This window comes from Jannaschia sp. 2305UL9-9 (assembly GCF_041403465.1).
GTDB lineage: Bacteria > Pseudomonadota > Alphaproteobacteria > Rhodobacterales > Rhodobacteraceae > Jannaschia.
The window spans coordinates 1225756-1252648 of record NZ_JBGEHM010000001.1 but is presented as its reverse complement, the minus strand read 5'-3'; the positions used below and the strand labels follow the sequence as shown (position 1 = coordinate 1252648).

The following is a 26893-nucleotide window of genomic DNA, read 5'->3' as shown; positions in this document are numbered from 1 at the left end:
CCTATCGTCATCGGCCGGGGGCATCTCATGGAACGTGACCCCATGCTTGATCCCGCGGCGCCCGAGATTAGCGACGATCGCGCGTTGCGGCCGCAGGCGCTGGAGGAATTCATCGGCCAGGCGGAGGCGCGTGCGAACCTGCGCGTCTTCATCGAAAGCGCCAAGATGCGCGGCGAAGCGATGGACCACGTCCTGTTCCACGGCCCTCCGGGGCTGGGAAAGACGACGCTTGCACAGATCATGGCGCGTGAACTGGGCGTGGGCTTTCGCATGACCTCGGGGCCGGTTCTGGCCAAGGCGGGCGATCTGGCGGCGATCCTGACCAACCTCGAGGCGCGCGACGTCCTCTTCATCGATGAGATCCATCGCCTGTCCCCGATCGTGGAGGAAGTGCTCTATCCCGCGTTGGAGGATTTCGCGCTAGACCTCGTGATCGGTGAGGGGCCGGCGGCACGGACCGTGCGCATCGATCTGCAACCCTTCACGTTGGTCGGGGCAACGACGCGGCTTGGCCTGCTGACGACACCTCTGCGGGACCGCTTCGGCATTCCGACGCGGCTGCAATTCTATACGGAAGACGAGTTGCACCAGATCGTGACGCGCGGGGCGCGTTTGCTGGGCGCCCCCGCGACCGAGGATGGCGCACGAGAGATTGCCCGCCGGGCAAGGGGCACGCCCCGTATCGCCGGGCGGTTGCTCAGACGGGTCGTCGATTTCGCGGTGGTCGAGGGGGATGGCCGGGTGACGCAGCCCATTGCCGATGGATCACTGACCCGTTTGGGCGTCGATCATCTGGGGCTCGACGGCGCGGACCGGCGGTATCTGTCCCTGATTGCCGAGAACTATGGCGGCGGGCCGGTTGGCATCGAAACCATCGCGGCTGCTCTCTCGGAAAGTCGCGACGCGCTGGAGGAAGTGATCGAGCCCTTCCTGCTGCAACAGGGTCTGATCGCCAGAACCCCCCGTGGCCGCATGTTGGCGCAAAAGGGGTGGCGGCACCTTGGTCTGGATGCACCGCGCGGACCGGATGATCTGTTCGGCGGATAGGGCGATCTGATCGTTCGGCTTCGGGGGCGGTCCATCGGGCCTCGTCCGGATGCATAACCGCGCCACAGGTGAATGATACGCCAACTTGGGTCACGTCTGTACGGGGCCTGCCTTCCTTTCATTGCAGTTTCCCGCCCCTTTTCACGCCTGCGTGAGGCGGCGTCGCGCGGATGTGAGGGCGGTGCGGGGTGGCGGGCGTGGTGTGCATATACGCGCGTTTATCCCGAACTAATCACGGCTTCGTTCATTGAAGCGCAGCGCCCGAAGTGACATCTCTGGCTCATCAGCAGGGCACACCGCCCCGCCGCATCGAACCCACAAGGCCAGCCGCCAGATCGCGCGGCGCCGCACACAAGGGACAAGACACATGAAAACGCTCCTCATCTCCGCCCTGATCGCCTCCGCCGCCCTGACCGGTGCCGCATCCGCCCAGGTTGGCGCCGGTGCCGCCGCCGCCGCCGCGCACTTCAATCAGGACATCGATTCCAACAACGAACAGGTCGCCATCGACGCGGCCGAGTTCGACGGCGTCACCGTCTCCACCCGCAGCGGCGCGGTGGGCGAGGCCTTCACCCACTTCAACGCCGACTACGATTCGAACAACGACCTGCGCGGCCTGAACGGCGCGACCGTCGTGGATGCGAACGCGGCCTACGGTGCCGACATCTTCGCCCGCATCGACGCCGAGAGCCAGGACGACGAGTGATCGTCTGACAGGACCGGTATCGGGGTCCTCCCCCCGCCCTGATGCCGTCCCCTGCGCAGGCCTGACGCGGCTCCTCCCCCCGCCAAAGACCCGCGCGACAGACCCCCGGCCCGCAGAAATGCGCGCCGGGGGTTTTTGTTTGCAAATGGATTGAATGCCGACTGTTCGCGCGGCAAGCATTCGCGATGTCGTTCAACCTTGCCACCTACGTCCTGAACGCCGGGCAGACGCGTCCGGACCACCCTGCATTGATCGTGCCCGGTCGGGTCCGGATGACGCATGGTGAATTGACTGACAAAGTCGCCGCCTGCGCGGGCGCATTGCGGGCGAAGGGGCTTTCGCCCGGTGACCGCATCCTGCTCCGGCTGGGCAATGATCCCGATTTTCCGATTCTGTTCCTCGCGGCCTGTGCCGCCGGCTGCGTTCCCGTTCCGACATCCGCGCTTCTGACATCTTCCGAGATCACGGGGATGGCCCGGCGGATCGCACCGCGACTTGTCATCGCCCATGCGGGTGTCGCATGCCCCGACGGGTTCGAGGTCATTGCACCATCCGACCTGTCGGGCGCGCCCCTGCCGATGTCCCGATGGACGACGGGATCGCCTGACCGACTTGCCTATATCGTCTTTACCTCCGGGTCGGGCGGGGCGCCCAAGGCGGTGGCCCATGCGCATCGGGCCGTTCTTGCGCGAAAGATGATGCACGAAGGCTGGTATGGTTTGCGGCCTGACGACCGGGTGATGCATGCCGGGGCATTCAACTGGACCTACACGCTGGGCACCGGGTTGCTGGACCCATGGTCGGTCGGGGCCACGGCCATCATTCCGGGCGTGGAAACGCCCGTGGAAGGACTGCCCGGTATTCTGGCGGCACAGGATGCGACGATCTTTGCCGCGGCACCCGGTATCTATCGGCGGTTGATGCGCGGTGCATGGCCGGCCACGCCTGCGCTGCGGCACGGATTGTCGGCGGGGGAGCGTTTGCCGGACGCGACGCGACAGGCATGGCAAAGGGCGACCGGATGCGATCTGCACGAGGCGCTTGGTATGTCCGAGTGTTCGACCTTCGTGTCCGGATCCCCCGCGCGCCCCGCGCCCCCCGGCAGTACCGGCTACCCGCAGCCGGGTCGCAACACGCGCATCGACGGCGAGTGTCTGCTGATCTCGACGGACGATCCGGGATTGATGCTGGGATACTGGCAGGATGGCGCGCCCGTGCCCCCGGCGGGCGACTGGTTCGATACCGGCGACCGGGTTCGCGCCCTGTCCGACGGGGCGCTTGTGCACCTGGGCCGGCGGGACGACATCCTGAACCCCGGCGGATACCGCGTATCCCCGCAGGAGGTGGAGGAGGCGCTTGCCGATCTGCCGGTGCGCGAATTCGCGGTGGGTTGCGTCGAGGTGCCGGGCGGCGCGACCGTTCTGGCGGTCTTCTACGCCGGTGCGCCGCTGGACGAGGCCGCGGCAAGCCGGATGGCCGAGACCCGGCTTGCCCGATACAAGCAGCCCCGGATGTGGCTGCGACGAGACAGCCTGCCGCGCAATCCGAACGGAAAGTTGATCCGCCGGGCCCTTAAATAGCCCGGCCTTTCGCCTTTTCCCCAAGAGGCCAGAGGCATAGGGTCCGCGCGAACCCCTCATCGAAGGAGACGCAGATGATCAAGCTCGACATCCTGTCCGACCCGATCTGTCCTTGGTGCCACATCGGACGCGCGCATCTGTTTCGCGCGTTGGAGGCGCATCCGGAACATCCCTTCACGCTTGAATGGCATCCGTTCCAGCTGAACCCTGACATGCCGGCCGAAGGCATGGATCGCCGTGCCTATCTGGAAGGCAAGTTCGGCGGCAAGGAGGGGGCCGTCCGCGCCTATGCGCCCGTGGTCGAGGCCGCGGCCGAGGCAGGGCTGAACATCAATTTCGAAGGGATCATGCGCACGCCCAACACCCTGAACGCGCACCGGTTGATCCATTGGGCGGGTCTGGAAAAGCGGCAGACACCCGTGGCGACCGCCCTGTTCGAAGCCTATTTCGAGAAGGGACAGGATATCGGGGACATCCCGACGCTGATCGCCATCGGCAGCGGCGCGGGGCTGGATGCCGAGATGCTGGAGCGGTTGTTTGCAAGCGACGCGGACGCCGCCGACATCGCGGCCCGCGATGCCCATGCGCGCGAACGGGGGGTGACCGGGGTGCCGACCTTCATCCTTGCAAACCAGCACGTGTTGCGCGGGGCACAACCCCCGGCCCTGTGGGGGCAGGTGATCGAGGAAATCTCGGAGCAGATAAAGGCCGCCGAATGACCATGGGGATGCTTCGACGATGATCGCACCGACCCGTCGCCTGTCGCAGGTCGAATTCGTGGCCCTGATGGCCATGTTGACCGCGACGATCGCTTTCTCGATCGACTCGATGCTGCCTGCCTTGCCCGAGATCGGGGCAACGCTGTCGCCCGACGCGCCGAACGCCGCCCAGTTGGTCATCGTCAGCTTCGTGTTCGGCATGGGCGTCGGGACGTTGTTCATGGGCCCCCTGTCGGATGCCTTCGGGCGCAAGCCCGTGATGCTGGGCGGTCTGGCGATCTATGCCACCGGGGCGATCATCGCCGTCTATGCGCCGACCCTCGAGACGGTTCTCGCCGCGCGGATTCTGCAGGGTTTCGGCGCCAGCGCGCCACGGGTGGCCAGTCAGGCGATGATCCGCGATCTCTATGCCGGTCGTGGCATGGCGCGGGTGTCGTCTTTCGTGATGATGACCTTTGCCCTGGTTCCGGCGGTCGCCCCCCTGATCGGGTCCGGCATCATCACGGGTTTCGGCTGGCACGGGATATTCTGGGCCTTCGTCGTGTTCGCGTCCCTTTCCGGCAGTTGGCTGATGCTGCGTCAGCCCGAGACTTTGCCGGATGCGCGCCGCCGATCGCTCGACCTCGGACGGCTGCGCGGCGCAGCGGTCGAGGTGCTGTCCCATGGCAACGTGCGACGTGCGATCCTCGTGCAGACGCTGGTCTACGGGATGCTGTTCGCGACCATTGCCTCGGTTCAGCCGGTCTATGACGTGACATTCGGCATGGGCAGCAGCTTTCCCTACTGGTTCGGTCTGGTCGCTGTTCTTGCCGCGGGCGCCAGCTTCGTGAATGCGCGCCTCGTGGGGCGTCTGGGCATGGTCGTGCTGCTGCGCCGGGCGCTCGGGGCGTTTCTCGTGCTGTCGGTCGTGCTGGGCATCGCGTGGGTGGCGGATCTTCTGCCAGAGGCGCTGCGCTTTCCGGCGTTCTTCGTCTGGCAGGTCGGCAGCTTCGGCCTTGCGGGCATGACGATCGGAAACGTGCAGGCGATTGCGATGCAGCCGCTGGGGCATATCGCCGGAATGGCGGCATCGGTCATCTCGGCCGTGGCGACCATCGCGGCGGTCGTGGTCGCCACGCCCATCGGACTGGCCTTCGATGGCACGCCCGTGCCGCTTGTGGCCGGCGTCGGGATCTGCACCGCGATCGCTCTGTTCCTTGCCCGCCGTCTGGAGGAGGAACCGGCCGCCCTTTCGGTGCAGCCCGTCACCTAGACCGGATCAGTCGGCGCGGACCTTGGCCGCGCCGGCCTGAACCGCCAGATCACGGGCGATCGCGAAGGCCCCCTTGATGCGGTCGGCCTCTTTCACGAACTCCTCCAGAATTACGAGCTTGTCGCCCTTGATCTTGGCGGTGCCTTTGCGGGCCTTGATGAAATCGACCAGACCTTCGGGCCGCGCGAACTTGTTGCCGTGGAATTCGACGGTCGCGCCCTTGGCCCCGACGTTCAGCTTTTCGATACCGGCGGCCTTGCAGAACGCCTTGATCCGCACGATCCGCAGCAGCATGTTCACCTCGCGCGGGATCGGGCCGAACCTGTCGATCAGCTCGGCGGCGAAACCTTCCAGCTCCACCTTGGTGCTCAGGCCGGACAAACGGCGGTAGAGGCCAAGGCGCAGATCCAGATCGACGACGTAATCCTCCGGGATCAGGACCGGCACGCCGAGGTTGATCTGTGGCGACCAGTCGTCGGACAGCGCATCGGGCAGGTCCGCGGTGCCGTTCTTGAGCTTGGAGATCGTCTCCTCCAGCATCGACTGATACAATTCGAAGCCGACTTCCTTCATGTGGCCCGATTGTTCCTCGCCGATGATGTTGCCGCCCCCCCGCAGATCAAGGTCTTGCGACGCGATGTTGAAGCCCGCGCCCAAGGCGTCCAGCGACCCGAGCGCCTTGAGGCGGCGTTCCGCCTGCGGCGTCAGCTTGCTGCGCGGTTTGGTCGTCAGATAGGCATAGGCGCGTGCCTTGGACCGGCCGACGCGGCCACGGATCTGGTATAGCTGGGCCAGTCCGAACATGTCGGCCCGCCAGATGACCATGGTGTTGGCCGTGGGGATGTCGATGCCGGATTCGATGATCGTCGTGGACAGCAATACGTCGTATCGCCCGTCGTAGAACGCGTTCATCCGTTCATCGAGGTCGCCTGCCGCCAGTTGTCCATTCGCGATGACGTAGGACAGTTCCGGCAATTGCTCCCGCAAGAACTGCTCCATTTCCGACAAATCGCTGATCCGGGGCACGACGACGAAGCTCTGGCCGCCGCGATAGTGTTCGCGCAGCAGCGCCTCGCGGATCGTGACGGCATCGAACTCCGACACGTAGGTGCGAATGGCAAGACGATCGACGGGGGGCGTGCCGATCACCGACAGGTCGCGTACACCCGTCAGCGACATCTGCAGCGTGCGGGGAATCGGCGTCGCCGAAAGCGTCAGGACGTGCACGTCCGACCGCATCTCCTTGAGCCGTTCCTTGTGCGACACGCCGAAGTGCTGTTCCTCGTCGATGACCATCAGGCCCAGATCCCGGAACTTGACCGCCTTTGCCAACAAGGCATGGGTGCCGATGGCAATGTCCACGGTGCCGTCCGCGATGCCCGCGCGGGTGGCGGCCGCTTCCTTCGGCGAGACGAACCGGGACAACTGCCGGACCTTGATCGGCAGGCCCCGGAAACGGTCGGCAAAGCTCTTGGCGTGTTGACGGGCGAGCAGGGTGGTTGGCGCGATGACGGCGACCTGTTTTCCGGTGGTGGCCGCGATGAAGGCCGCGCGCATCGCCACCTCGGTCTTGCCGAAGCCGACATCGCCCACGACCAGACGATCCATTGGACGCCCCGAGGCCATGTCGCTGGCCACGTCCTCGATGGCCTGAAGCTGGTCGTCGGTTTCCTCATAGGGGAAACGGGCCGAGAACCCCTCCCACATGTCGTGGGGCGGCTCCAGCATCGGGGCCTTTCGCAGGGCACGCTCGGCGGCGATCCGCATCAGACGCTCGGCGATCTGGCGGATACGTTCCTTCAGGCGGGCCTTGCGGGCCTGCCATGCGCCGCCGCCCAGCTTGTCCAGCAATCCTTCCTCGGAGCCGAAGCGCGACAGCAGTTCGATGTTCTCGACCGGCAGGAACAGGCGATCGCCGCCGGCATATTCCAGCGTCAGGCATTCGTGCGGCGCGCCCGCCGCGTCGACCGTCTCGAACCCGATGAACCGACCGACGCCGTGGTCGACGTGCACGACCAGATCGCCGACCGACAGGGCCTGCGCCTCGGTCAGGAAATTCTCGGCGCGGCGCTTCTTCTTCTTGCCGCGGATCAACCGCTCGCCCAGCACGTCCTGCTCGGAGATGACGGTCAGCCTGCCCTTCGTGGCCTTGCCGTCGAGGGGGCCTTCGAACCCGCGATCCAGTGGCCAGATCGCCAGGCCGACCTCGCCCTGTGCGACGTCACCTGCATGCTTGATGACGCGGGCGCCGGATACCTCGTGATCCTCCAGCATGCCTTGCAGACGTTCGCGCGCGCCGCCCGAGTAGCTGGCGATGACGACGGCCCCCTCGGTCCGCTTTGCGGCGATATGGTCGGCCAGAACGGCGAACAGGTCGACGCCCTCCAACTGCCGTTCGGGGGCAAAGCTGCGCCCCGTGCGGCCGCCTGCGTCGATCACGTTCGGGCCGGGGGCCGTGGCAAAGGGCGACAGGTGCAGAACGCGCTTGCCCGACAGGGTCGCGTCGAACGCATCCGGCGATAGGTAGAGACCATCCGGCGGCGCCGGTTTGTAGACGCTGTCGACGCGGCCCTTGGCCTGCATGGCCTCGCGCCGGTTGTCGTACATGTCCTGTATCTGAACCCAGCGGTCCGCATGGTGGGCCGGGCTGGCGTCATCCATCACCCATGAGGCATCCGGCAGGTAGTCAGGCAATGTCTCCAACGTTTCGTGGAAGAACGGCAGCCAATGCTCGATGCCCTGCGCCTTGCGGCCCGCCGTCACCGCCTCGTAGAGGGGATCATCGGTGCCGGCCGCGCCGAATTCTATGCGATAGCTCTGCCGGAACCGCGTGATGGACGGCCCGTCGAGGATCACCTCCGATACCGGGGCCAGTTCGATCAGCTTGAGCTGATCCGTCGTGCGCTGCGACACCGGGTCGAAGCGCCGCAGACCGTCCAGCGTATCCCCGAACATGTCGAGGCGCACGGGCGCCGTCTGGCCCGGCGGCCAGATGTCGATGATACCGCCGCGCGGGGACCAGTCGCCGGGTTCCATCACGGTGGGCGTCTGGGTGAATCCCATCCGCACGAGGAAATCGCGCAGCGCGGCCTCGTCGATGCGCTGATCGACGCGGGCGGCGAACCCCGCGCCCTTCAGGGTGGCGCGGCTTGGCACCCGCTGCGTGACCGCGGCCAGCGTCGTCAGCAGGATGAACTTGCCCGTGAGACCATGGGCAAGCGCGGTCAGCGTGGACATGCGGGCCGACGAGATTTCGGCGGCTGGGGACACACGATCATAGGGCAGGCAATCCCACGCGGGCAACCGGACGACCGTGGTGCCGGGGGCGTGAAAACGCAGCGCGGCGGCCATCGCCTCGGCCCGTTTGTCATCACGCGCGACATGAACCACGGGGCGGCCCCGCTCCAGCTCGCGCAGAAGGACGCGGGCGTCGAACCCTTCGGGCGCGCCTCCGACGCGGATATGCCCCGCAGGCAGGGAGGCGGCGGGCGCAGACGGCGTCGGGGACGCGGCTTCGGGGGGGGCGGATGTCTCGGGCATGACGGTCAGGTAACGGACCCCCTTGCCATGTCAACAGGTGGCGGGTGTCAGGACAGGACGCTCTGGTTCATGTTGACCCACATCCCCCACATCGAGGTGACGAAGATCGCGATGACGCCGACGAACTGCACCCGGCGGCGATGCTCGGCCAGAAGGTTGCCAAGGTCGGGCGGGTCCAGTCCCTCGACCTGCCGCGCGGTACGTAGGGAAAGCCATCCGACGATCATCATCGGCACGAACAGCAACAGGATCGCCTGGGCGAATTCGATCCGGTAGAGAAAGCCCAGAAGCGACAGGACCGTCACCGTGAAGAAGGTCAGGGCGGTCGAGATCAGGCCGGTCGCGTCGGCGATGAACAGCAGGCGCCGCGCCTGAATGTTGGCAAGGGTGTGCATGTCCTGCAACGACTGCTCGCTTCCGCGGGCCGCGCGGCGCACCATGTCGAACGGGACGCCGACAGCCCAATGCGATGCGGTCGACCACAGCGTCGCCAACGCGATCCAGAACCACAGGTTCGAAAAGGACCGGAAGTCGATGACCTCGAAGGCACTTTCGAGGAAGAAGAAATCCAATGGTCAGCCATCCGTGTCGTTGCCGTGCCGTTCCGTGTCGCGCGATGGGCCGGGGGATGCAAGGCGTGCGGCCTTGATCCCGGCCCTTGGCATGTGCGACCGAAGGCGGGTGTCACAAAGGTGCATCATGAGCAGACAATCCCCCCCGGCCTTCCCCCTGTCCCGTCCGCGCCGCATGCGCCGGACACCCGCCCTGCGGGCCCTGTCGCGCGAACAACGGTTGTCGGCAGACGACCTGATCTGGCCGGTGTTCGTCTGCGACGGGGAGGGGACGACGCAGGAGGTGGCGTCGATGCCCGGCGTGATCCGACGCTCCGTCGATCTGACGGTCGAGGCGGCGCAGGCGGCGCATGAGGCCGGGATCCGGGTGATCTGCCTGTTTCCTTACACCGATCCCACCTTGAAGACCGATCTGTGCGAGGAGGCCTGGAACCCCGACAATCTGTCGAACCGCGCCATCCGCGCGATCAAGGCCGCGGTGCCCGACATGGCGGTGATGACCGACGTGGCGCTGGACCCCTACAACACCCAGGGCCACGACGGGATCGTGCGTGACGGTGTCATCGTCAACGATGAATCCGTCGAGGCCCTGGTCAAGATGGCCGTCGCCCAGGCCGAGGCGGGGGCCGATATCCTCGGGCCGTCGGACATGATGGACGGGCGCATCGGGGCAATGCGCGCGGCGTTGGAGGAGGCAAGCCTGATTGACGTGACGATCATGTCCTATGCCGCCAAATACGCCAGCGCCTTCTACGGCCCCTTCCGCGATGCCGTCGGTGCGTCGGGTGCCCTGAAGGGCGACAAGAAAACCTATCAGCTGGACCCCCTGAACGCGGATGAGGCGATGCGCGCCGTCGCCCGCGACATTGCCGAGGGTGCGGACATGGTGATGGTCAAGCCGGGGATGCCCTATCTGGATATATGCCGCAGGGTAAAGGACACCTTCGCCGTGCCGACCTATGCCTATCAGGTCAGCGGCGAATACGCGATGATCCGGGCGGCGGCGGGCAACGGCTGGATCGACGGGGAAAAGGCCATGATGGAAAGCCTGATGAGTTTTCGGCGCGCCGGATGCGACGGTGTTCTGACCTATTTCGCGCCCGAAGCCGCACGCCTTATCCGGGCCGGGTGGGAATGACCGGCACCCCTGCCGCCAACAAGGCGCGCGCGATCGCCTTCTACGAGACGATGTTCAACGACTGCCGCCCGCGCGAGGCGATCAAGGCCCACGCGGGCGACGTCTACATTCAGCACAACCCCCACGTCGCTGACGGCAAGCAGGCGTTCATCGACTATTTCGAACGGATGGCCGCCGAGTATCCGGGCAAGCATGTGCGCATCGTCCGCGCCGTGGCCGAGGGCGATCTGGTCGTCCTGCATTGTCATCAGACATGGCCCGGCAGCGACGATTACGCCGGGATGGATATCTTTCGCTTCGATGACGATGGACGGATCGTCGAACATTGGGACGTTTTGCAGGTCATCGGTGACGCGTCCAAGAACGACAACGGATTGTTCTGAGGCCCCGCCTCAGCCCATCCGCTCCGACGCATAGGATCCGGGGGAGGCGGGGAAGACGACGGTCTTGTTGCCGTTGAGGAAGACGCGGCGGTGGATGTGGGCGTGGATGGCCCGCGCCAGTACCTGGCTTTCGACATCGCGGCCCAGCGATACGTAGTCGTTGGGCGATTGCGCGTGCGTGACGCGGACGATGTCCTGCTCGATGATCGGGCCTTCATCGAGGTCTGCGGTGACATAGTGCGAGGTCGCGCCGATCAGTTTCACGCCACGCTGATACGCCTGCTTGTAGGGGTTCGCGCCCTTGAAGCTGGGCAGGAAGGAATGGTGGATGTTGATGATGCGGCCTGACATCTTCTGGCACATGTCATCCGACAGGATCTGCATGTAGCGGGCCAGCACGATCAGGTCGGCGCCCGCCTCCTCGACCACGGCCATGATGCGCGCCTCGGCGTCCGGCTTGTTCTCGGGCGTGACCTTGATGCAGTGGAAGGGGATGTCGTTGTTCACCACGACCTTCTGATAATCCATGTGGTTGGAGATCACGGCCACGATGTCGATGGGCAGCGCGCCGATCCGCCAGCGATAGAGCAGGTCGTTCAGGCAATGGCCAAAGCGCGAGACCATGATCACGACCTTCATCTTCACGGCTTCGTCGTGAAAGTCGTAATCCATCCCGAAGGTCTGGGCGGTCTTGGCGAACCCCTCGGACAGGCTGGTCAGATCCGCCTCGCCCTCCGTCTCGAAGGAGACGCGCATGAAGAAATTGCCCGTTTCCTTGTCGTCGAACTGCGCGCTGTCGGTGATGTTGCACATCGCATCGGCGAGGTAATTCGCGATGGCGGCGACGATCCCGCGCTCGGAGCGGCACGTGACGGTAAGGGCATAGGTCTTCATGGCGGGCGTCCTGTCGGGAAAGGGTATCTGTCCCTTTTTGTGTCCGGCCAAGTGACGCACGCGTCAATAGACGCAAACGGCCCCGTGACGTGTTTGTCGCGGGGCCGTGGGGCGCGCGTGCGACCGGTCGTTTCCGATCGTAAGCACGGTGATCAGGATCGGAGGTTCAGACGCCGGTTCCGATCGGGCAGGTCACGCCCGTTCCGCCGATCCCGCAATACCCGCCGGGGTTCTTGGACAGGTACTGCTGATGGTAGTCTTCGGCGGCGAAGAACTCCGGTGCGTCCACGATCTCGGTGGTGATCGCGCCGTATCCGGCGCTGGTCAGGCGGGGCTGCATGGCGGCGCGGCTTGCCTCGGCCGCGGCCTTCTGTGCGTCGGTGTAGGTATAGATGCCCGACCGATACTGCGTGCCCGTGTCGTTGCCCTGACGCATGCCCTGGGTCGGGTCGTGGCCTTCCCAGAACACGCGCAACAGGTCGTCATAGGTGACGACGCTCGGGTCATAGATGACGCGGACGATCTCGTTGTGGCCGGTACGCCCGGTGCAGACCTCCTCGTAGGTGGCGTTCGGCGTGTAGCCGCCGGCATAGCCCACGAGGGTCATGTGAACGCCCGGCAGTTGCCAGAACATGCGTTCCACCCCCCAGAAGCAGCCCATGCCGAACATCGCCTCCTCCATCCCCTCGGGGACGTCGTTTGACAGCGGTGCGCCGAAAACATGGTGGTCGCCGGTCAGGGGGATCGGCGTCGCGCGGCCGGGCAGGGCGGCGTCGGGTGTCGTCATCTCGGGTGTCTTGCGCAGCAGGTTGAACATCGGAAGCCTCCTTCGGGGTTGAGGCATATATGGGGACTTATTCCGCCGGGGCCAGTGCCGGTGCGAGGATCGTCTCGTGCCCCTCGACCGGGTGGCGGGGCACGAGGGTCGACAGGCCCAGCGAGACGAGCGCCATCGCCGCCGCCGCGACGTAGACGGAAATCGGTGAGGTCAGCCAAAGATAGCCCAGCCCCGCCGGCAGAAAGACGGCGGCGATATGGTTGATCGTAAAGGCCACGGCCGCGGTGGGGGCGATGTCCCCCGGCGATGCGATCTTCTGGAAATAGGTCTTGATGGCCAGCGCGAGCGAGAAGAACACGTTGTTCATCATGAACAGGCCGCAGGCCACGACGACGCCCCAGTCATAGACATACAGACCGGCATAGAGGACGAAGACAATCGTCAGGCCGGTGTATTCGAATATCAGGGCCCAGCGTTCCCCGAACCGCCCCACGGCCCGACCCACAAGCGGCGCGGTCACCATGTTCACCACGAGGGTCGACATGAACAGCAGGGTCATCTGATCGACGCTCAGACCGTATCGTTCCACCATCATGAAACCGGCGAACACGATGAAGATCTGCCGCCGCGCGCCGGACATGAATTGCAGAAGGTAGTACAGCCAATACCGCCGCCGCAGGATCATCTTCTTGACCTGTGGATGCGGGCTTTCGAATTGCGGATAGGCAAAGAACGCGACGCAAGCGACCACAGCCGTGATGCCGCCCGATACCCAGTAGACAAGGTCATAGCTGAGGTCGAAGGCCCGCCATGTCAGAACGATGGCGCCATAGGCGACCAATGTGCCGCCCGCCCCGATCGACAGAAGCACGCCCAGCATTCTGGGCGCGCGGTCCTTCGGCAGCCATTGCAGCTGCAGCGACTGGTTCACCGTTTCGTAGTAGTGGTAGCCGATCGACGACAGCATGGTGATCGTCAGGATACCGGTCAGGCTCGGGAACTGCGCCGTCAGCGCGGTCGCCACACCCAGCAGGATCAGCGACACCAGAGCCAGCACCTGTTCGCGCACGAAGATGATTATCGCGATCACACCGACGGCCAGAAAGCCGGGAATCTCGCGCACCGTATGCAGCCAGCCGATGTCCTTGCCGTCGAACCCCGCCACCTCGACCGTGAAGTTGTTGAGCAGGGCGGACCAAGTGGCGAAGGCAATCGGCATCGCCACCGCCATCAGCATCAGAAGCGCCTCGGGGCGCTGCCAGATCGGCAGGTCGCGGGCGTGGGACAGGGGCAGGATGCGCATTGCGAGAGGCTAGGCCGGCAGGGGGGTGAAGTCCATCGGCATGATCGCACAGGAACCCGCAGGCCGGGGCACAGCGCAGACGCCTTTTACCCGTGGATTGCGTGGGTCATTCCGGCGCCGCAACACCCGGAATATCGACCGTTCCGAAGACGCGCCCCGAAGGGGATCCGGTGGGGGAGCCGCCCGGCGGCTCCTCGCTGACGCCGATGGTCAGCACACCCTCGACGGCCGCGATCGTGGGCGTCAGGGGCAGGCGGACGACATCGCCCTCGGGCCACAGGCCGACGGATGTCGCGGGCGCATCGGGGCCGTGGGCCCAGACCTGCAGGATGCGGCCCGGCGGGGCCGCGCCCTCGGTGCGGGTCAGCACGATGACATCCGCAACCTTGTCGACGACGGCCACGACACGGAAATCGCCCTCCGCGGCGACGATCTCGGCGCTGTAAACGGGGCCGGTCGCGGGCACCTGCGTCAGGGACGGCAGAAGGATCAGGCCGACGATCGCCACGGCGGCAGCAAGTGTCAGTCCCTGCCACAGACGGGTGCGGCGCCAAAACGGCTGTTTGGCCGCCTCCGGGAACAGCCGGTCGTGCAGCGCCCGGCGCAGATGGGCAGGGGGCGTCATCGGTGCCAGATCGTCGGCGAAGGTTGCCAGATCCCGCTCCCACCTGTGAACGGCGGCGCGGAATGACGGATCGTCCAGCATGTCGCGGTCCGCGGCGGCGCGTGCGTCCCCCTCCAGCAGGTGAAGGGCGTGTTCGGCGGCGCGCAGGTCATCGTCGACGGGTTCGGGGAAATCGGTGCTCATGTCGACAGGCACTCCCTCAATGCGTCCAGACCGCGCCGCAGCCACGTCCGCATGGTGTTGAGCGGCACGTCGAACCGGTCGGACAGGTCCTTGTAGGTGTCACCATCGAGATAGGCCCCGCGGATCGCATCCCGCCTGTCGCCGTCCAGCTGATCAAGGCACCCGATCACGCGCCGGGCCTCGGATGTGGCGATCGCGGCCTGTTCGGGTGTCGGGCCGCTTCCGGCAAGACTGTCGTGGTAGGTTTCAATGTCGGCATGGCTGCGCCGCGCGCGCAGTCGGTCGATGGCGGTGTTCCGCGCGATCGTGATCAGCCACGTCATGGGGGAATGACCGGTCACGCGGTAGCGATCGGCGTTCTTCCAGATCTTGATATAGGCGTCCTGCATGGCATCCTCGGCGACGTTGCGCTGTTTAAGGACACGAAAGCAGACGGCAAATAGTTTCCCCGACGTGGCATCATAAAGTTCGGAGAACGCCTCTCGATCACCGATGCCCATCCGGGCGATCAAGGCTTCGATATCCGACAAGGCCGTCATGACACACGAATCTCCGCTGACTTGCGATGGCTGCAAAACCCTCGATCTCGCTTATGTCGAAATTTTGTGCAGTTGGCGAGTGCGTTGATCAATCGAGATAAAATGTTCGCGGTGGTGGCATGCACCGAAACTCTGACGGACAGCCGTGCGTGCGTTCGACCGACGGCGCGCGCCCGACCCGGCGGCGCCACCGCGATGTCGGTCTCATGTGCACACCGGCCGACATGCCCGTGCCCCCGCAATGGGGCACGGGCAGCGCGCCCATGCGTCAGCTGGCAAGAACGTTGCGGAACAGCCAGGGATCGGATTCGTCGATATCCTCGGGGAAATGCTGCCAGCGGTCCTGAAGCGGGGTCCAATCCGTATAATGCGCCTCGACCGGGCCGAGGTATGGGGTCTGCACCTCGAGACAGCGAGCGTGGTCGATCTCGTCGGTTTCGACGATGCCGCGACCGGGGTTCTCCAACGCCCAGACCATCCCGGCCAGAACGGCCGATGTCACCTGCAGGCCGGTTGCGTTCTGATCGGGGGCAAGGCGGCGCGCCTCGTCGTTCGACAGGCGGGAGCCGTACCAAAGGGCGTTCTTTTCGTGCCCGAACAGCAAAACGCCCAGTTCGTCGACGCCGCTCACGATCTCGTCCTCGGACAGGATGTGGTGCACCTCCTGCTGGCGGCCGGAGCCGAACATCTCATGCAGGGAAAGGACCGCGTCGTCACAGGGATGATAGGCATAGTGACAGGTGGGGCGGTACTCCGGCCCGGGCCCGGACCCGACGGTGTAGTAATCCGCAATGCTGATGGCCTCGTTGTGCGTCACGAGAAAACCGAACTGCGGACCGGGCGTCGGGCACCACGAATGCACGCGCGTGATCGCACCGGGACGGTTCAGCCAGATCGCGGCCTGACATCCGGTGCCGTGCCGGCGGCCGTTTTCCGGGAACCAGGTCTCATGCGTGCCCCAGCCGAGTTCGGCAGGCTGAAACCCTTCGGCGATGAATCCTTCGACGGACCATGTGTTCACGAACGTATCCCGCGACCGGGGCAGGGTGCGCGCCTGCGTATCCCGTTCGGCGATATGGACGCCCTTGACGCCGAGCGATTGCATCAACCGCGCCCAGCCGTCGCGGGTTTGCGGTGCGGTCGTCGATCCGCCGGTGTCCGCGGCCAGTTGCATCAGGGCCGCCTTCACGAACCAGCTGACCATGCCGGGATTGGCCCCGCAGCAGGATACCGCCGTGCTGCCGCCCGGATTTGCCGCGGCCTCGTCGCGCACCTTCTGGCGCAGGGCATAGTTCGTACGGGCGGCGTTTTCGCGGTCGTCGAAATAGAAACCCGCCCACGGTTCCACCACCGTGTCGATGTAGGGAACACCCAGTTCCCGGCAGTATTTCATCAGGTCCAGCGAGGAGGTATCGACCGACAGGTTGACGCAGAACCCCTTGCCGGGCGTCAGAACCTTGGCAAGAACGTCGCGGTAGTTGTCCGGCGTCAACGCGATCTGCTGGTGCGCGATGCCGCGCGCCGCGAGGTCGGCGCAGGCGGTGTCGGACGGGTCGATGACGACGAACTGATCTCGGTCGTAGTCGAAATGACGCTCGATCAGGGGCAGGGTGCCGCGCCCGATGGAGCCAAAGCCGATCATGACGACGGCGCCGTCGATGCGGGCGTGAATGGGATGGTCGGTCATGGGCACCTCCGATCTGGTGGCCCCGTCCCTTCCATATGGAACGCCCCAAGACAAGCCGGAGGTCGGGTCAACACATTGGTGTGATTGGCCCAGTCAATCAGATCAGGCCCATCGAGACGGCGCGGACAACGGCCTGTTCCCGCGACAGGACATTCAGGCGTTGCCGCGCCGACCGCAGGTGTTTCTGCACGGTCGCCTCGGACACGCCGAGGCGGTCCGCGATGCCGTCGTTCCCGTGTCCGTCCGCCAGTAGGGCCAGGACCTCCCGCTCCCGCCGGGTCAGGCGGCCGGTCGGGATGTCCACGACGCCGGGGGCGGTGACATCTTCGGGCGGGCCGACGTTGGCCGCGATCACGGCGGCGACCAGACGCATCTGCGATGCCCGCTCCTCGGTGAAGCTGCGCGCGGCTTCGCGGTCGAACCCGAAGACGACCATGCCGCCGGCACCCCGTATGGTACCGGTGAAGGGCACGCCATAACACAGCGGATATCCGGCCTCGCTCAGCTGATGATCCATCTCGAACGCCTTGTTCGAGGCAGCCTCGGATCGCCGCAGACGGCCTGCGTTCAGCAAGACAGGATCGGTGTTGCGAACGGCCCCCGCAACGAAGGGGTCCAGTGTCATGAAGGCCTGATCGACATAATCGCTCAGCCATGTGCGTGACATGTTGCTGCGCATCCACAGAAGATCACCCGTCCGGCGGGATCCTGCGCCGATATTGACCGCCACGGCCCCGAAGTCCCTGGCAACGGTCTGCGCCATGTCCCACTTCTGCTCGGGCGTCGACAGGGAGGCGAACCGGTCGGACGCATCGAGCAACATACGCAGGCTGTGGTCGGACATGCAGGTTCCAGCAGCGCGGAAGGCGCGGCTTAAGGGTACCGTATGCGTCGTGATCCCGCAAAGAAAAAGGGCCATCCCGATCCGGAATGGCCCCTGATGTTCGATGCCCGGCGGACAGACGTCCGCCAGCCGCCCTTAGTTCTGGGCGTAGTATTCGATGACGAGGTTCGGTTCCATCATCACGGCGTAGGGCACGTCGCCCAGGCCGGGGGTGCGCACGAAGGTCGCCGTCAGCTTGGAGTGGTCGGCCTCGATGTAGTCGGGGACGTCACGCTCGGCCAGTTGGGTTGCCTCGAGGACAACGGCCAGCTGCTTGGACTTGTCACGAACGGCGACGACATCGCCTTCCTTGACGCGGTAGGACGCGATGTTGACGCGCTGGCCGTTCACCGTGACGTGGCCGTGGTTCACGAACTGACGGGCGGCAAAGATCGTCGGGACGAACTTGGCGCGGTAGACGACGGCGTCGAGACGACGCTCCAGCAGGCCGATCAGGTTCTCACCGGTGTCGCCCTTGACGCGGGCGGCTTCGACGAAGATGCGCTTGAACTGCTTCTCGGTCAGGTCGCCGTAGTAACCCTTCAGCTTCTGCTTGGCGCGCAGCTGCAGACCGAAGTCCGACATCTTGCCCTTGCGGCGCTGACCGTGCTGGCCGGGGCCGTATTCGCGGCGGTTCACCGGGGACTTGGCGCGGCCCCAGATGTTTTCGCCCATACGGCGGTCGAGCTTGTACTTGGCAGAGGTGCGTTTGGTCACCGTCTGATCTCCTTCGTTGTGCGTCCCGTCAAATGGGACCGTGAAGGGCGTTGTCCTCCCGACCGAAGCCGTGACAGGCATCCCCTTGCGGGGGCCACCAACACCAATGGAAGCGCCCCATTAGAAGGGGGCGTGCGGGGTGTCAAGCGGGGTGGTTCACCTTCCGCCGGACCGGGACATCAGGCAAGATAGGCGGGCGCCCCCTGATGGCGCAGGATCGCCAGTTCCGCGCCCGAAATGCACCGGCGCGCGTGACCGCCATAGGCGGATCCGCTGCGGTCGACGCCCGGCGCGGCCGTCAGCAGGTCGCGCAGGTCATCCGGGCTCATGTGCCCAAGATCGGCGTCGCCGGGATGAAAGCTCTCGACCTCGACGCGGTTGGCCCAGATCACCTGGTGGCGGGCGAACAGGAGGTGGATGTAGGTCACATCCCGCGCTGCCCTGTCGACGATCACCCGGCGATCATCCAGCAGGTCGCGCGCGCGGACCAGAACCTCGGGCGTGCCCCACAGGGCATGCGCCTTCGGACCCGACAGCATCACGTGATGCCCGGGCGACACGACGAGGTCGGGCTGAGGTTCATCAAGGCCGAGCGCACCGGCCTTGAGGCGGATCGGTCGCAGTTGCGGCATTGCCAGAAGGCGGGGACCCGAGATATGGCGCCGGCCCGTCCACAGGATCGGCTGGGGCCCGTCGTCCCGCGTCAGGACAAGGTCGCCGGGGGTCAGATCCTCGACCGCGCGGGGGCCGTCTTCGGTCAGGATCCGGGTGCCGGGTGTGAAGCAGATCGTGTTGCGGCCCGCGGTGGGTGCGCTGGCACGACCGGGCTGCACGATGTGCAGCAACGCATTGGACGGTGGCAGGCCGGAGGTAAACAGGATCAGCAGGTCGCCACGAAGGGTCGGCACCAACTGCGCCGTCCATTCCCGTCGGCCGTCGGTCACAATCAGGTCGTCGATATCTTCTTCGGGGGCCTGTTCAGCGGGCAGATCGGCCTCGCCGCGCGACCGGGTCAGTTTCGCGACCGTGGCCCGCAGGTGCCGGCGCAACCGCGCATGACCGTCCGCATCATCCAGAAGCAACGCAGATCGCGCGCCGTCCAGCCTAAGCGGGTCGCCGAACCATCGAAACGTCGTACCACTGGAAAACGGGTCGCGAGTGGACGGAATCCGTCCGTCCACTCGTACCTGTTCTGACGAGATGACTTGCGCCTGCGCACATGTCCCCAACATACCTGCCCCGATTCAAACCGGTTCTTTTTATGGTTGTTCCGGCCTCTGCTCGACCGTTGAACCCGAGATAGCAGCTTAGCGATTCGCAGGTCAAACCCTGATTCGCGAATCAGGGGCAATTATCGAAAAGCTTACCTAACGGGATGCAGAATAGGTCAGCTGCCCGGTATCATAGCCATTGAAGTCCAGCACCGTCAGCGCCGCGCGCAATCGATCGGCCGGAATGACCGGATCACGGTTCAGGATCCAGCCTGCGCGCCCATCGGGTTGACCCAGGACCGCCGTGCGATACCCGGCATCCGTCCACAGCACCCACAGCGGCGCCGTCAGGGGCACGCCGTTCAGGTTCACGGCAAGGCGACCCGGTCCCGTGACCTCGGCCGTGCCGGTGATCGACCGAACGGGCGCACCGTCCGCATCGAGGCACGTGTTGCGGACGCCGATCACGCCACCTGTTGGTGCGGTGTATTCCGCGGTCGCCCCCGCGCAGCCGTTCTGAAACGGGACGGGAAAGCGTGCCACCTCATGCCACAGGCCGGCATAGCGCGCCGGATCGAAATCGGCCTTGGAGGCGATCGCCACGTCGGCATCGCGATAACTGGGCAAAAGCGGCGCGACGACCGCGGTCGTGCACCCGGCCAGCAGAAGGGGCAGCAGAAGGTGTTTCATCGGGGCATCGGTATCTCGACCATCGGGCTGCCTGCAAGGATTGCGCGCGCCCCGGCCCCCATGAGCGAGGCCAGCGCCGGATCGCCGGACCGCAGGCCGCCGGTATACGTGCCATAGGCCGGCATGATCAGCCGTCGCGCATCCCGCAGGAAACAGGGCCGCGAAACGGGCCGTCCGCGCAAGGACAGCGACGCCTTGGGGTGGTAGTGGCCCGACACCTCGAACCGGTCTATGTCGGTCGCGATATGGCACCAGGTCAGCGGACCGACGGTCAGGCAATCTGTGGATTGTCCCGCCATTCCGGCAGGCGCGGGGTCATGGTTGCCCGTGATCCAGGTCCAGCGCCGCCCGACCGTCAGGCGGTCGATCCAGTCGCGATCGGTCCGGGTCAATTCGGTGGCGGCGATCATGTCGTCGAAACTGTCGCCCAGCGAGATCACATGCGCCGCGCCGGTCTCGAGGATGTCATTTTGCAGGCGATGCAACGTGTCCGTCACCTCATAGGGGGGGAGGAGGGGGCCATTGCGGCGGGCCATGCGGCTTGATTTGCCCAGATGCAGATCGCTGACCACCAGGATGTCCTGCGCAGGCCAGTGCAGCGCGCCGGAGGCACGAGCGACGAGGGTCTGACCGCCGAAGGTGAATGGATAAGCGTTCCGCATGTGTTCTTATTGATACGGTTGCGTCATCCAGCGCAAGGGGCGGCGCGCCGGGGGTTTCACACCCCCGGACCCCCGTGGAGTATTTCCGCCAGGAAGAAGGGGCGGTTGGGTCAGTCGAGGGTCAGGCCGGCCTCGGCCATCAGTTTCTCTGCCTCTTCCTGCATCAGCTTGCCTTCCGCCTTGCCCCTGATCGGAACGATGCCGCGTTCGAGGAACATCGGCGCCGCAAGCGGTGTCACCCGGTCCAGCTTGACCTGGTCGATACGGTCGCCGACGGTCTGCATAAGCAGTTCAAGCCTGCCGAAATCGATATGGCCGCGCATCGCCTCCTCCTCCGTGATCTTGAGCATCAGGTGATCGGGGTCGTAGCGGTGCAGCGTGTCGTAGAGGATATCGCTGCTGAACGCGGCTTGCCTGCCGGTGCTGCGCTTGCCGGGATAGTTGCGATCGATCAGTCCGGCGATGACGGCGGCATTGCGGAACGTGCGCTTCATCACGGCGTTGCCGGCCAACCACCGGTCCAACGCGGTGCGAATATCGTGCTGATGCAGGAAAGGACGGATGTCGCCCACGGGTTTCAGGCCCCAGATCATCGTGGCGTAGTCGTTGGAAACGAAGCCCAGCGGGTCGAGGCCTGCCTCCTCCATCCCCTTGGTGACGAGAAGCGCGAGGGTCTGATGCGCGTTGATCCCGGCAAAGCCGTAGACGACGCAGTGATGGCGCCCGTCGCGCGGAAACTGTTCGACCAAAAGGCGACCGGGTTCCGGCAGGGTCGAATACCGTGCCTGAAGTTGCAGCCAGTCGCGCGTGTGATCGGGCAGGGCATCGAATCTCTGTTCGTGCAGCATGTCCTGAATGCGGGTCGCCAGCCTGACCGAGGTCGTCCACTTGTAGCCGACATAGGTGGCGATCTTGGGTTCCTTGTCGGGGCGGGGGGAGACCTCGACGATCAGCTCCTTCATGTTCTCGTAGCGGACGATCTGACCGCCCATCAGGAAGGTGTCGCCGGGTGACAGGGTGGCGGCGAAGCCCTCCTCGATCTCGCCTAGGGGCGCGCCGCCACGGCCCTTGAACCGCACCTTCAGCTTGTCGGTGTCGATGATCGTGCCAAGGTTCATGCGGATCTGTCGCGCCGCCCGCGGGTCGCGCAGGCCCCAGACGCCCGCCTCGCGTTCCTTCAGCCGCTGATACCGGTCGTAGGCGCGCAGGGCATAGCCGCCGGTGGCCACGAAATCGAGGCATTCGTCAAAGGCCGCGCGGGTCAGCGTGGAATAGGGACCGACGGTCTTTACCTCGGCGAACAGCTCGTCCTCGTGGAAATCGCCCGCGCAGGCGAGGCAGGCAATATGCTGGCATAACACGTCGCGCGGCCCGTCGAGGCGCAGATCACCATCCAGATCGCCCGCGCGGACCGCTTCCAACGCCGCGTGGCATTCGATAACCTCGAAGCGGTTGGCCGGCACGATCAGCGCCTTGGACGGCGCGTTGTAACGGTGATTCGCGCGACCGATCCGCTGCACGAGGTTCTTGACCTTCTTCGGTGCGCCGATCTGGATCACCAGGTCCACATCGCCCCAGTCGATCCCGAGGTCGAGCGACCCGGTGGCGACGATCGCCTTGAGCGATCCGGCGACCATCGCCTGTTCGACGCGCAACCGCGCCTCCTTGGACAACGCCCCGTGGTGAATGCCGATGGGCAGGGCGTCGTCGTTCGCGAGCCACAGATTGTGAAAGAAGATCTCGGCCTGCGCGCGGGTGTTGTGGAAGATCAGCGTGGTGTTGTGCTTGCGGACCTGTTCCAGAACCGCCGGAATCGCATAGCGCCCGCCCGCACCGGCCCATGGTGGGGCCTCCTCCGTCTCCAGCACCGCGATATCGGGCGGCGGGCCGGGGTCTGCGTGCAGGATGGGGCAGGGGTCGGGATGCCGCGCGAGGTAGTGGGCGATGACGGCAGGGTCGTCGACCGTGGCCGACAGGCCGACGCGGCGCAGGCCGGGGGCGAGGGTCTGCAGGCGCGACAGGCACAGCATCAGCTGATCGCCACGCTTGCTGTCGGCAAGGGCGTGGATCTCGTCCACGATGACACGCTTGAGCCCGGCGAAGGTGCGGGCCGCGTCCGGGTAGCTGCACAGCAGGGCGAGCGATTCCGGCGTCGTCAGCAGGATCTGAGGGGGATCGGCCCTCTGACGCTGTCGCTTGGTATAGGAGGTGTCGCCCGTCCTGTCCTCGACCCGGATGGGCAGGCCCGCTTCCTCTATCGGGGTGCTCAGGTTGCGACGGATGTCGTTGGCCAGCGCCTTGAGCGGACTGATGTAGAGGGTGTGCAGCCCCTCGTGCCCGTCAGCGCATTCCACCAGCGTGGGCAGGAACCCGGCCAGCGTCTTGCCGCCCCCCGTTGGCGCGATCAGCAAAAGGGAGGGCAGGTCCTTCTGCGCGAGCATGTCCGTCTGATGCGGGTGCAGGGACCAGCCGCGGGCGGTGAAGAAGGTGGAGAGGGAGAGGGGCAGGTTCATGGAGGGCGACGTAGGGCGTCTGGGGCCAAAGCAAAACCGGCCGGACTATCCTGAACAGGAAAAAGGCGGACCCGAAGGCCCGCCTTTCCAACGCACGAGAGAGATCGTGGTATCAGTTGGCGCGAGCGGCCTTTTCGGCGTCGATCAGAGCGTTCTGAGCGGTCGTCGCGGCAACGGCAGCGTCGTAATCGGTCGCGTTGCCCGAGCCATAGCTGGTGACCGCGCCATCGCCGTCGAATGTCATGCCGTTGTTGCTGGCATAGTCGGACCCGTAGGTGACGGCCGAGACGTTGCCCAGATCGGCCGTCGTCAGGGCCTGCAGGGCCGAGCTGCTCAGCGAGGTGTCGCAGGAGCCGTAGGTCGTACAAGCAGTGTCACGGGCAGCTGCGGGCGAACCGGTAAACGCGGTCCGGATGATCGTGCCAGAGGTCAGCTGATTGTCGATGTTGTCGGACTGCTGCTCGATGCCGGTGGAGATGACCCCCATGACCGCAAGGCCCAAACCGACGAGAGCGGCTGTCAGGACGACCCAGTCGACCGTAACGGCGCCGGATTCATTCGAAAGGAAATTCTGCTGGGTCATGGTGTTCACTCGTCAGTTGCTTGGACATGGGTTGTTTCACTGACGGCAGTGATGATGGGCAAACGTGGCGCCTATGTGGCTTGCGATTGACAACATTCGTGCCTTTTCGGGGGCTGCCCGTTGTCTCGCACCCCCGTACCACGCAGGGGGGACATGCTCCACGGATCCGTGGTGCATGCCATCCGGGTCATCGCGTCTCGGATCAGTTCAGCGCGGCGCGCCGGTCCAGTTCGGCGCGGTACAGATCCGCAATCTGTGCCTCGGCGGTCCATTGCAGGCGCAGTGGACTCGCGGCGTCCGAACCTGCAACGCCTTCGATCTCCGCCTGCAGGCGTTCAAGCTGGACCACCTGTGCGCGAAGGGCGCTGCGCAAATCCGTTTCCGTCATGCCGATCGCCGCCGACAGGACGAGCGATCCGATCAGGGGCGCATCGCAGCCGGTGGCGGCGCAGGCCGCTTCCAGAGCATCGCGCAGATCGGGCTGTTGCGGGGCGGCGACGAATTCGACGTTCACCAGCGGGGCGGTCGCGCTGCTGGCCTTGCGAAAGGAGTCGGCCGCATTCCGCGCTGTTCCCAGGGTCAGGACGGCGGCGGCACAGGCGATGGCGATGGCAACCGCGGGCAACACGACGGCACGCGATGTCAGGACCGCGGGCGGTGTGAATGTCAGATTCATGATGGTTCCTGCCTCTTGCTCGATTGGTATCGGCCGGAATGTCTTCGCATTCTCTTGGCCGTTCTTGGCCGGGCCCGCGTACGCGCCCGACAAGATCGTCAGTGGACGATATCGATTTCCTCCACGAACAGGTTGGCCCAGGCGCGATCGACCAGTTCCGGTGTCATGCGATAGGGCAGGCCTTCGAAGTTGCAGGCCGCGATCATCTGATCGATCAGGAACTGTCCGTGGAAATTGGCATAGACGTTGTCGATCTCGGGGTACTTGCGCTTGAGCAGGTGTACGAGCGAGGCTTCGTCCAGCTCGAACTTCTTCTTCTTGGCGACCATCGCGAAGATCTTGAGGAACTGGCCCTGTGTCGGCCCGTCGATCAGCACCTTGAAGAAGATCCGGCGCAGCGCCGCCTGATCGAAGATCTTGTTGGGGTGATAGTTGGTCGAGAACACGACCAGCGTGTCGAACGGAACCTCGAACTTCTCGCCCGATTGCAGCGACAGGATGTCGTATCCCATCTCCATCGGAACGATCCAGCGGTTGATGATCTTCTGTGGTGGTTCCGCCTGACGGCCAAGGTCGTCGACGATGAACACCCCGCCCGAGGATTTGAGTTGCAGGCTGGCCTGATAGGTGCGCGCCGTCGGGTTGTAGTTGAGGTCGAGCATGTCGAGCGTCAGCTCACCGCCCGTCATCACCGTCGGCCGCTGACACAGGATATAGCGGGTGTCGACGCGGTGGTTCGTCTTGCGCAAGGCATCCCCGTCCGACCCCATGTCCACGGCCGTGTGCACGATCGGATCGTAGAGGGTGATCACCTGCCCCGCGTATTCGATGGCCTGCGGGATCCAGATGTTGTCGCCCAAGGCCGCGCGGATGCCTTCGGCGATCGACGACTTGCCGTTGCCCGGCGGACCATAGAGCAGGACCGACCGGCCCGATCCGACCGCCGGGCCAAGCTGATCCAGCAGGCCGTCGGGCAGAATCAGGTGGCCCATGGAGCGGAGCAGCTTTTGACGCGTCAGACGGACATTCTTGACCGATTGCGCGGCGACCTGCCTTTTGTAGATCTCCAACGGCACGGGCATGGCACCGTAGTATTCCGATTGTGCCAAGGCGTCCGCTGCCCGCGCCTTGCCCGCGTCGGTCAATTGGAATCCCATTTCGGCCGAGGCGCCCGCGTGCATCGTGCCCGTGGCCTGCATCATGCCTGCATCGCGCGCCTGATCGATCAGCTGCTGCGTCAGCCCGGTGGTCAGACGGATGGTGGCCGCGATTTCCCGCGTGGTTTCGATGGATTTGCGGAACACCGTCTTGAGCAGGATATCCCGCATCATGACATGGGTCAGACCGGTATCTTCAAGCGTCTTTGGCTGCGCCGGGGCGGGGACGCTCATGGCGGCGGTGGGGGCCTGCATGTTCATATCTCTCGTCCTCCGGGCGATGCCTGCGGTTCTAGCCGCCGGCCTTTAACAAACCTTGTACCTGTGGTGCGCCTAGCCGCCGATCGCCCCCAGCAGAAAATAGCTGCTCGCGGCGGGGGCGAGGGCCAGACCAAGCGGGATCTTGGATTTGCGGCCCTTGCCTGCTTCGCCGAACCAGACCCAATCGGGATAGGCACGGCGCAACGCCGGGATCCGCCAGGCGATCAGGATGCCGACGATGAGGATCACCGACCACCCGATATACAGGACGCCGACCGCCTGCAGATCGGGCAGCGCCACGAACGGCGCGACCGAAGCCGCGTATTTGACGTCGCCCGCGCCGATGCCGACCATCGACAGGACGAAGCCGATCGCCAGCGCGATCGCGAAATGTGCATAGCGCCAGGCGTAATCCTCAAGCGGCATCAGGAAGATGCCTGCCACCACGAAGACGGCCAACATGGCAAGGACGGCCTTGTTCTTGATCTTCTGTTCGGTGAGGTCCGTATAGATGACCCACAAGGTGATCGGCAGCGTCAGAAGGCCGAAGATGAGGCCTTGGGTCTGCGTGATGGCGAGATCTGTGAACATGCC

25 protein-coding genes are annotated in these 26893 nt (G+C 65.3%); 7 read left to right on the top strand and 18 right to left on the bottom strand.

The features are described 5' to 3' along the window. The first annotated feature begins 27 nt into the window (after positions 1-27). The 5 genes from ruvB (at position 28) to V6N07_RS06100 (ending at position 5304) form a co-directional block, all read left to right on the top strand. Positions 28-1047, top strand: coding sequence for a Holliday junction branch migration DNA helicase RuvB (gene ruvB / locus V6N07_RS06120; protein WP_371154830.1), 1020 nt, complete (start codon positions 28-30; stop codon positions 1045-1047). Positions 1048-1414: 367 nt separating this feature from the next. Then, positions 1415-1753, top strand: coding sequence for a hypothetical protein (locus tag V6N07_RS06115; protein ID WP_371154828.1), 339 nt, complete (start codon positions 1415-1417; stop codon positions 1751-1753). Between the two features lie 185 nt (positions 1754-1938). Beyond that, the gene (locus V6N07_RS06110; protein ID WP_371154827.1) at positions 1939-3333 is read left to right on the top strand and encodes a class I adenylate-forming enzyme family protein; all 1395 of its coding nucleotides are present in this window, start codon (positions 1939-1941) and stop codon (positions 3331-3333) included. A gap of 74 nt (positions 3334-3407) precedes the next feature. Beyond that, positions 3408-4052, top strand: a complete 645-nt coding sequence (locus tag V6N07_RS06105) for a DsbA family oxidoreductase (RefSeq protein ID WP_371154826.1) — start codon at positions 3408-3410, stop codon at positions 4050-4052. 19 nt (positions 4053-4071) lie between these two features. Continuing rightward, positions 4072-5304, top strand: coding sequence for a multidrug effflux MFS transporter (locus V6N07_RS06100; protein ID WP_371154824.1), 1233 nt, complete (start codon positions 4072-4074; stop codon positions 5302-5304). A 6-nt stretch (positions 5305-5310) separates the two neighbouring features. Here V6N07_RS06100 and mfd read toward each other — a convergent pair whose 3' ends face one another. Together mfd and V6N07_RS06090 are read right to left on the bottom strand one after the other, a co-directional pair. Beyond that, the gene (gene mfd, locus V6N07_RS06095) at positions 5311-8844 is read right to left on the bottom strand and encodes a transcription-repair coupling factor (protein WP_371154822.1); all 3534 of its coding nucleotides are present in this window, start codon (positions 8842-8844) and stop codon (positions 5311-5313) included. Positions 8845-8891: 47 nt separating this feature from the next. Continuing rightward, a complete protein-coding gene (locus tag V6N07_RS06090; protein ID WP_371154820.1) occupies positions 8892-9416 on the bottom strand; it encodes a component of SufBCD complex in 525 nt (174 codons plus the stop codon). A 127-nt stretch (positions 9417-9543) separates the two neighbouring features. Here V6N07_RS06090 and hemB point away from each other — a divergent pair, with 127 nt between their 5' ends. Then, complete coding sequence (hemB, locus tag V6N07_RS06085; RefSeq protein ID WP_371154818.1) at positions 9544-10554, top strand: porphobilinogen synthase; 1011 nt, start codon at positions 9544-9546, stop codon at positions 10552-10554. Further along, complete coding sequence (locus V6N07_RS06080) at positions 10551-10937, top strand: nuclear transport factor 2 family protein (RefSeq protein ID WP_371154817.1); 387 nt, start codon at positions 10551-10553, stop codon at positions 10935-10937. Before hemB ends, V6N07_RS06080 begins: the two co-directional genes overlap by 4 nt. A 9-nt stretch (positions 10938-10946) precedes the next feature. On the opposite strand, the gene purU is transcribed toward V6N07_RS06080, so the two are convergent. From purU to V6N07_RS06000, 16 genes are all read right to left on the bottom strand, one after another. Continuing rightward, entirely contained in the window at positions 10947-11831 is an 885-nt protein-coding gene (purU, locus tag V6N07_RS06075; protein WP_371154815.1) for a formyltetrahydrofolate deformylase, read from the bottom strand. 166 nt (positions 11832-11997) lie between these two features. Next, complete coding sequence (gene msrA / locus V6N07_RS06070; protein WP_371154814.1) at positions 11998-12648, bottom strand: peptide-methionine (S)-S-oxide reductase MsrA; 651 nt, start codon at positions 12646-12648, stop codon at positions 11998-12000. A gap of 37 nt (positions 12649-12685) precedes the next feature. Next, positions 12686-13912, bottom strand: coding sequence for an MFS transporter (locus V6N07_RS06065; protein ID WP_371154812.1), 1227 nt, complete (start codon positions 13910-13912; stop codon positions 12686-12688). A gap of 106 nt (positions 13913-14018) precedes the next feature. Further along, positions 14019-14720 carry an anti-sigma factor domain-containing protein gene (locus tag V6N07_RS06060; protein WP_371154811.1) on the bottom strand — a complete coding sequence of 234 codons (702 nt, stop codon included), beginning with the start codon at positions 14718-14720 and terminating at the stop codon, positions 14019-14021. Beyond that, the gene (locus V6N07_RS06055) at positions 14717-15259 is read right to left on the bottom strand and encodes a sigma-70 family RNA polymerase sigma factor (protein ID WP_371154810.1); all 543 of its coding nucleotides are present in this window, start codon (positions 15257-15259) and stop codon (positions 14717-14719) included. The genes V6N07_RS06060 and V6N07_RS06055 overlap by 4 nt, the downstream gene beginning before the upstream one ends. A gap of 268 nt (positions 15260-15527) precedes the next feature. Beyond that, positions 15528-16946 (bottom strand): homospermidine synthase, encoded by a 1419-nt coding sequence (locus tag V6N07_RS06050; RefSeq protein WP_371154809.1) that lies wholly within the window; start codon positions 16944-16946, stop codon positions 15528-15530. A gap of 97 nt (positions 16947-17043) precedes the next feature. Continuing rightward, complete coding sequence (locus V6N07_RS06045) at positions 17044-17790, bottom strand: LuxR C-terminal-related transcriptional regulator (protein ID WP_371154808.1); 747 nt, start codon at positions 17788-17790, stop codon at positions 17044-17046. A gap of 135 nt (positions 17791-17925) precedes the next feature. Continuing rightward, positions 17926-18546, bottom strand: a complete 621-nt coding sequence (rpsD, locus tag V6N07_RS06040) for a 30S ribosomal protein S4 (protein ID WP_371154806.1) — start codon at positions 18544-18546, stop codon at positions 17926-17928. Between the two features lie 179 nt (positions 18547-18725). Continuing rightward, a complete protein-coding gene (locus V6N07_RS06035) occupies positions 18726-19628 on the bottom strand; it encodes a Hint domain-containing protein (RefSeq protein ID WP_371154805.1) in 903 nt (300 codons plus the stop codon). Positions 19629-19913: 285 nt separating this feature from the next. Continuing rightward, positions 19914-20447, bottom strand: coding sequence for a lipocalin family protein (locus V6N07_RS06030; RefSeq protein ID WP_371154803.1), 534 nt, complete (start codon positions 20445-20447; stop codon positions 19914-19916). Beyond that, on the bottom strand, positions 20444-21109 hold the full coding sequence (pdeM, locus tag V6N07_RS06025; RefSeq protein ID WP_371154801.1) for a ligase-associated DNA damage response endonuclease PdeM: 666 nt from the start codon (positions 21107-21109) through the stop codon (positions 20444-20446). Before pdeM ends, V6N07_RS06030 begins: the two co-directional genes overlap by 4 nt. 110 nt (positions 21110-21219) lie before the next feature. Beyond that, a complete protein-coding gene (locus tag V6N07_RS06020; RefSeq protein WP_371154800.1) occupies positions 21220-23622 on the bottom strand; it encodes a ligase-associated DNA damage response DEXH box helicase in 2403 nt (800 codons plus the stop codon). Positions 23623-23734: 112 nt separating this feature from the next. Further along, on the bottom strand, positions 23735-24205 hold the full coding sequence (locus tag V6N07_RS06015) for a hypothetical protein (RefSeq protein WP_371154799.1): 471 nt from the start codon (positions 24203-24205) through the stop codon (positions 23735-23737). 202 nt (positions 24206-24407) lie between these two features. Then, positions 24408-24881, bottom strand: a complete 474-nt coding sequence (locus V6N07_RS06010) for a hypothetical protein (protein WP_371154797.1) — start codon at positions 24879-24881, stop codon at positions 24408-24410. A gap of 98 nt (positions 24882-24979) precedes the next feature. Next, a complete protein-coding gene (locus V6N07_RS06005; RefSeq protein WP_371154795.1) occupies positions 24980-26299 on the bottom strand; it encodes an ATPase in 1320 nt (439 codons plus the stop codon). Between the two features lie 72 nt (positions 26300-26371). Beyond that, positions 26372-26890 carry a prepilin peptidase gene (locus V6N07_RS06000; protein ID WP_371154793.1) on the bottom strand — a complete coding sequence of 173 codons (519 nt, stop codon included), beginning with the start codon at positions 26888-26890 and terminating at the stop codon, positions 26372-26374. Positions 26891-26893: the final 3 nt, after the last annotated feature.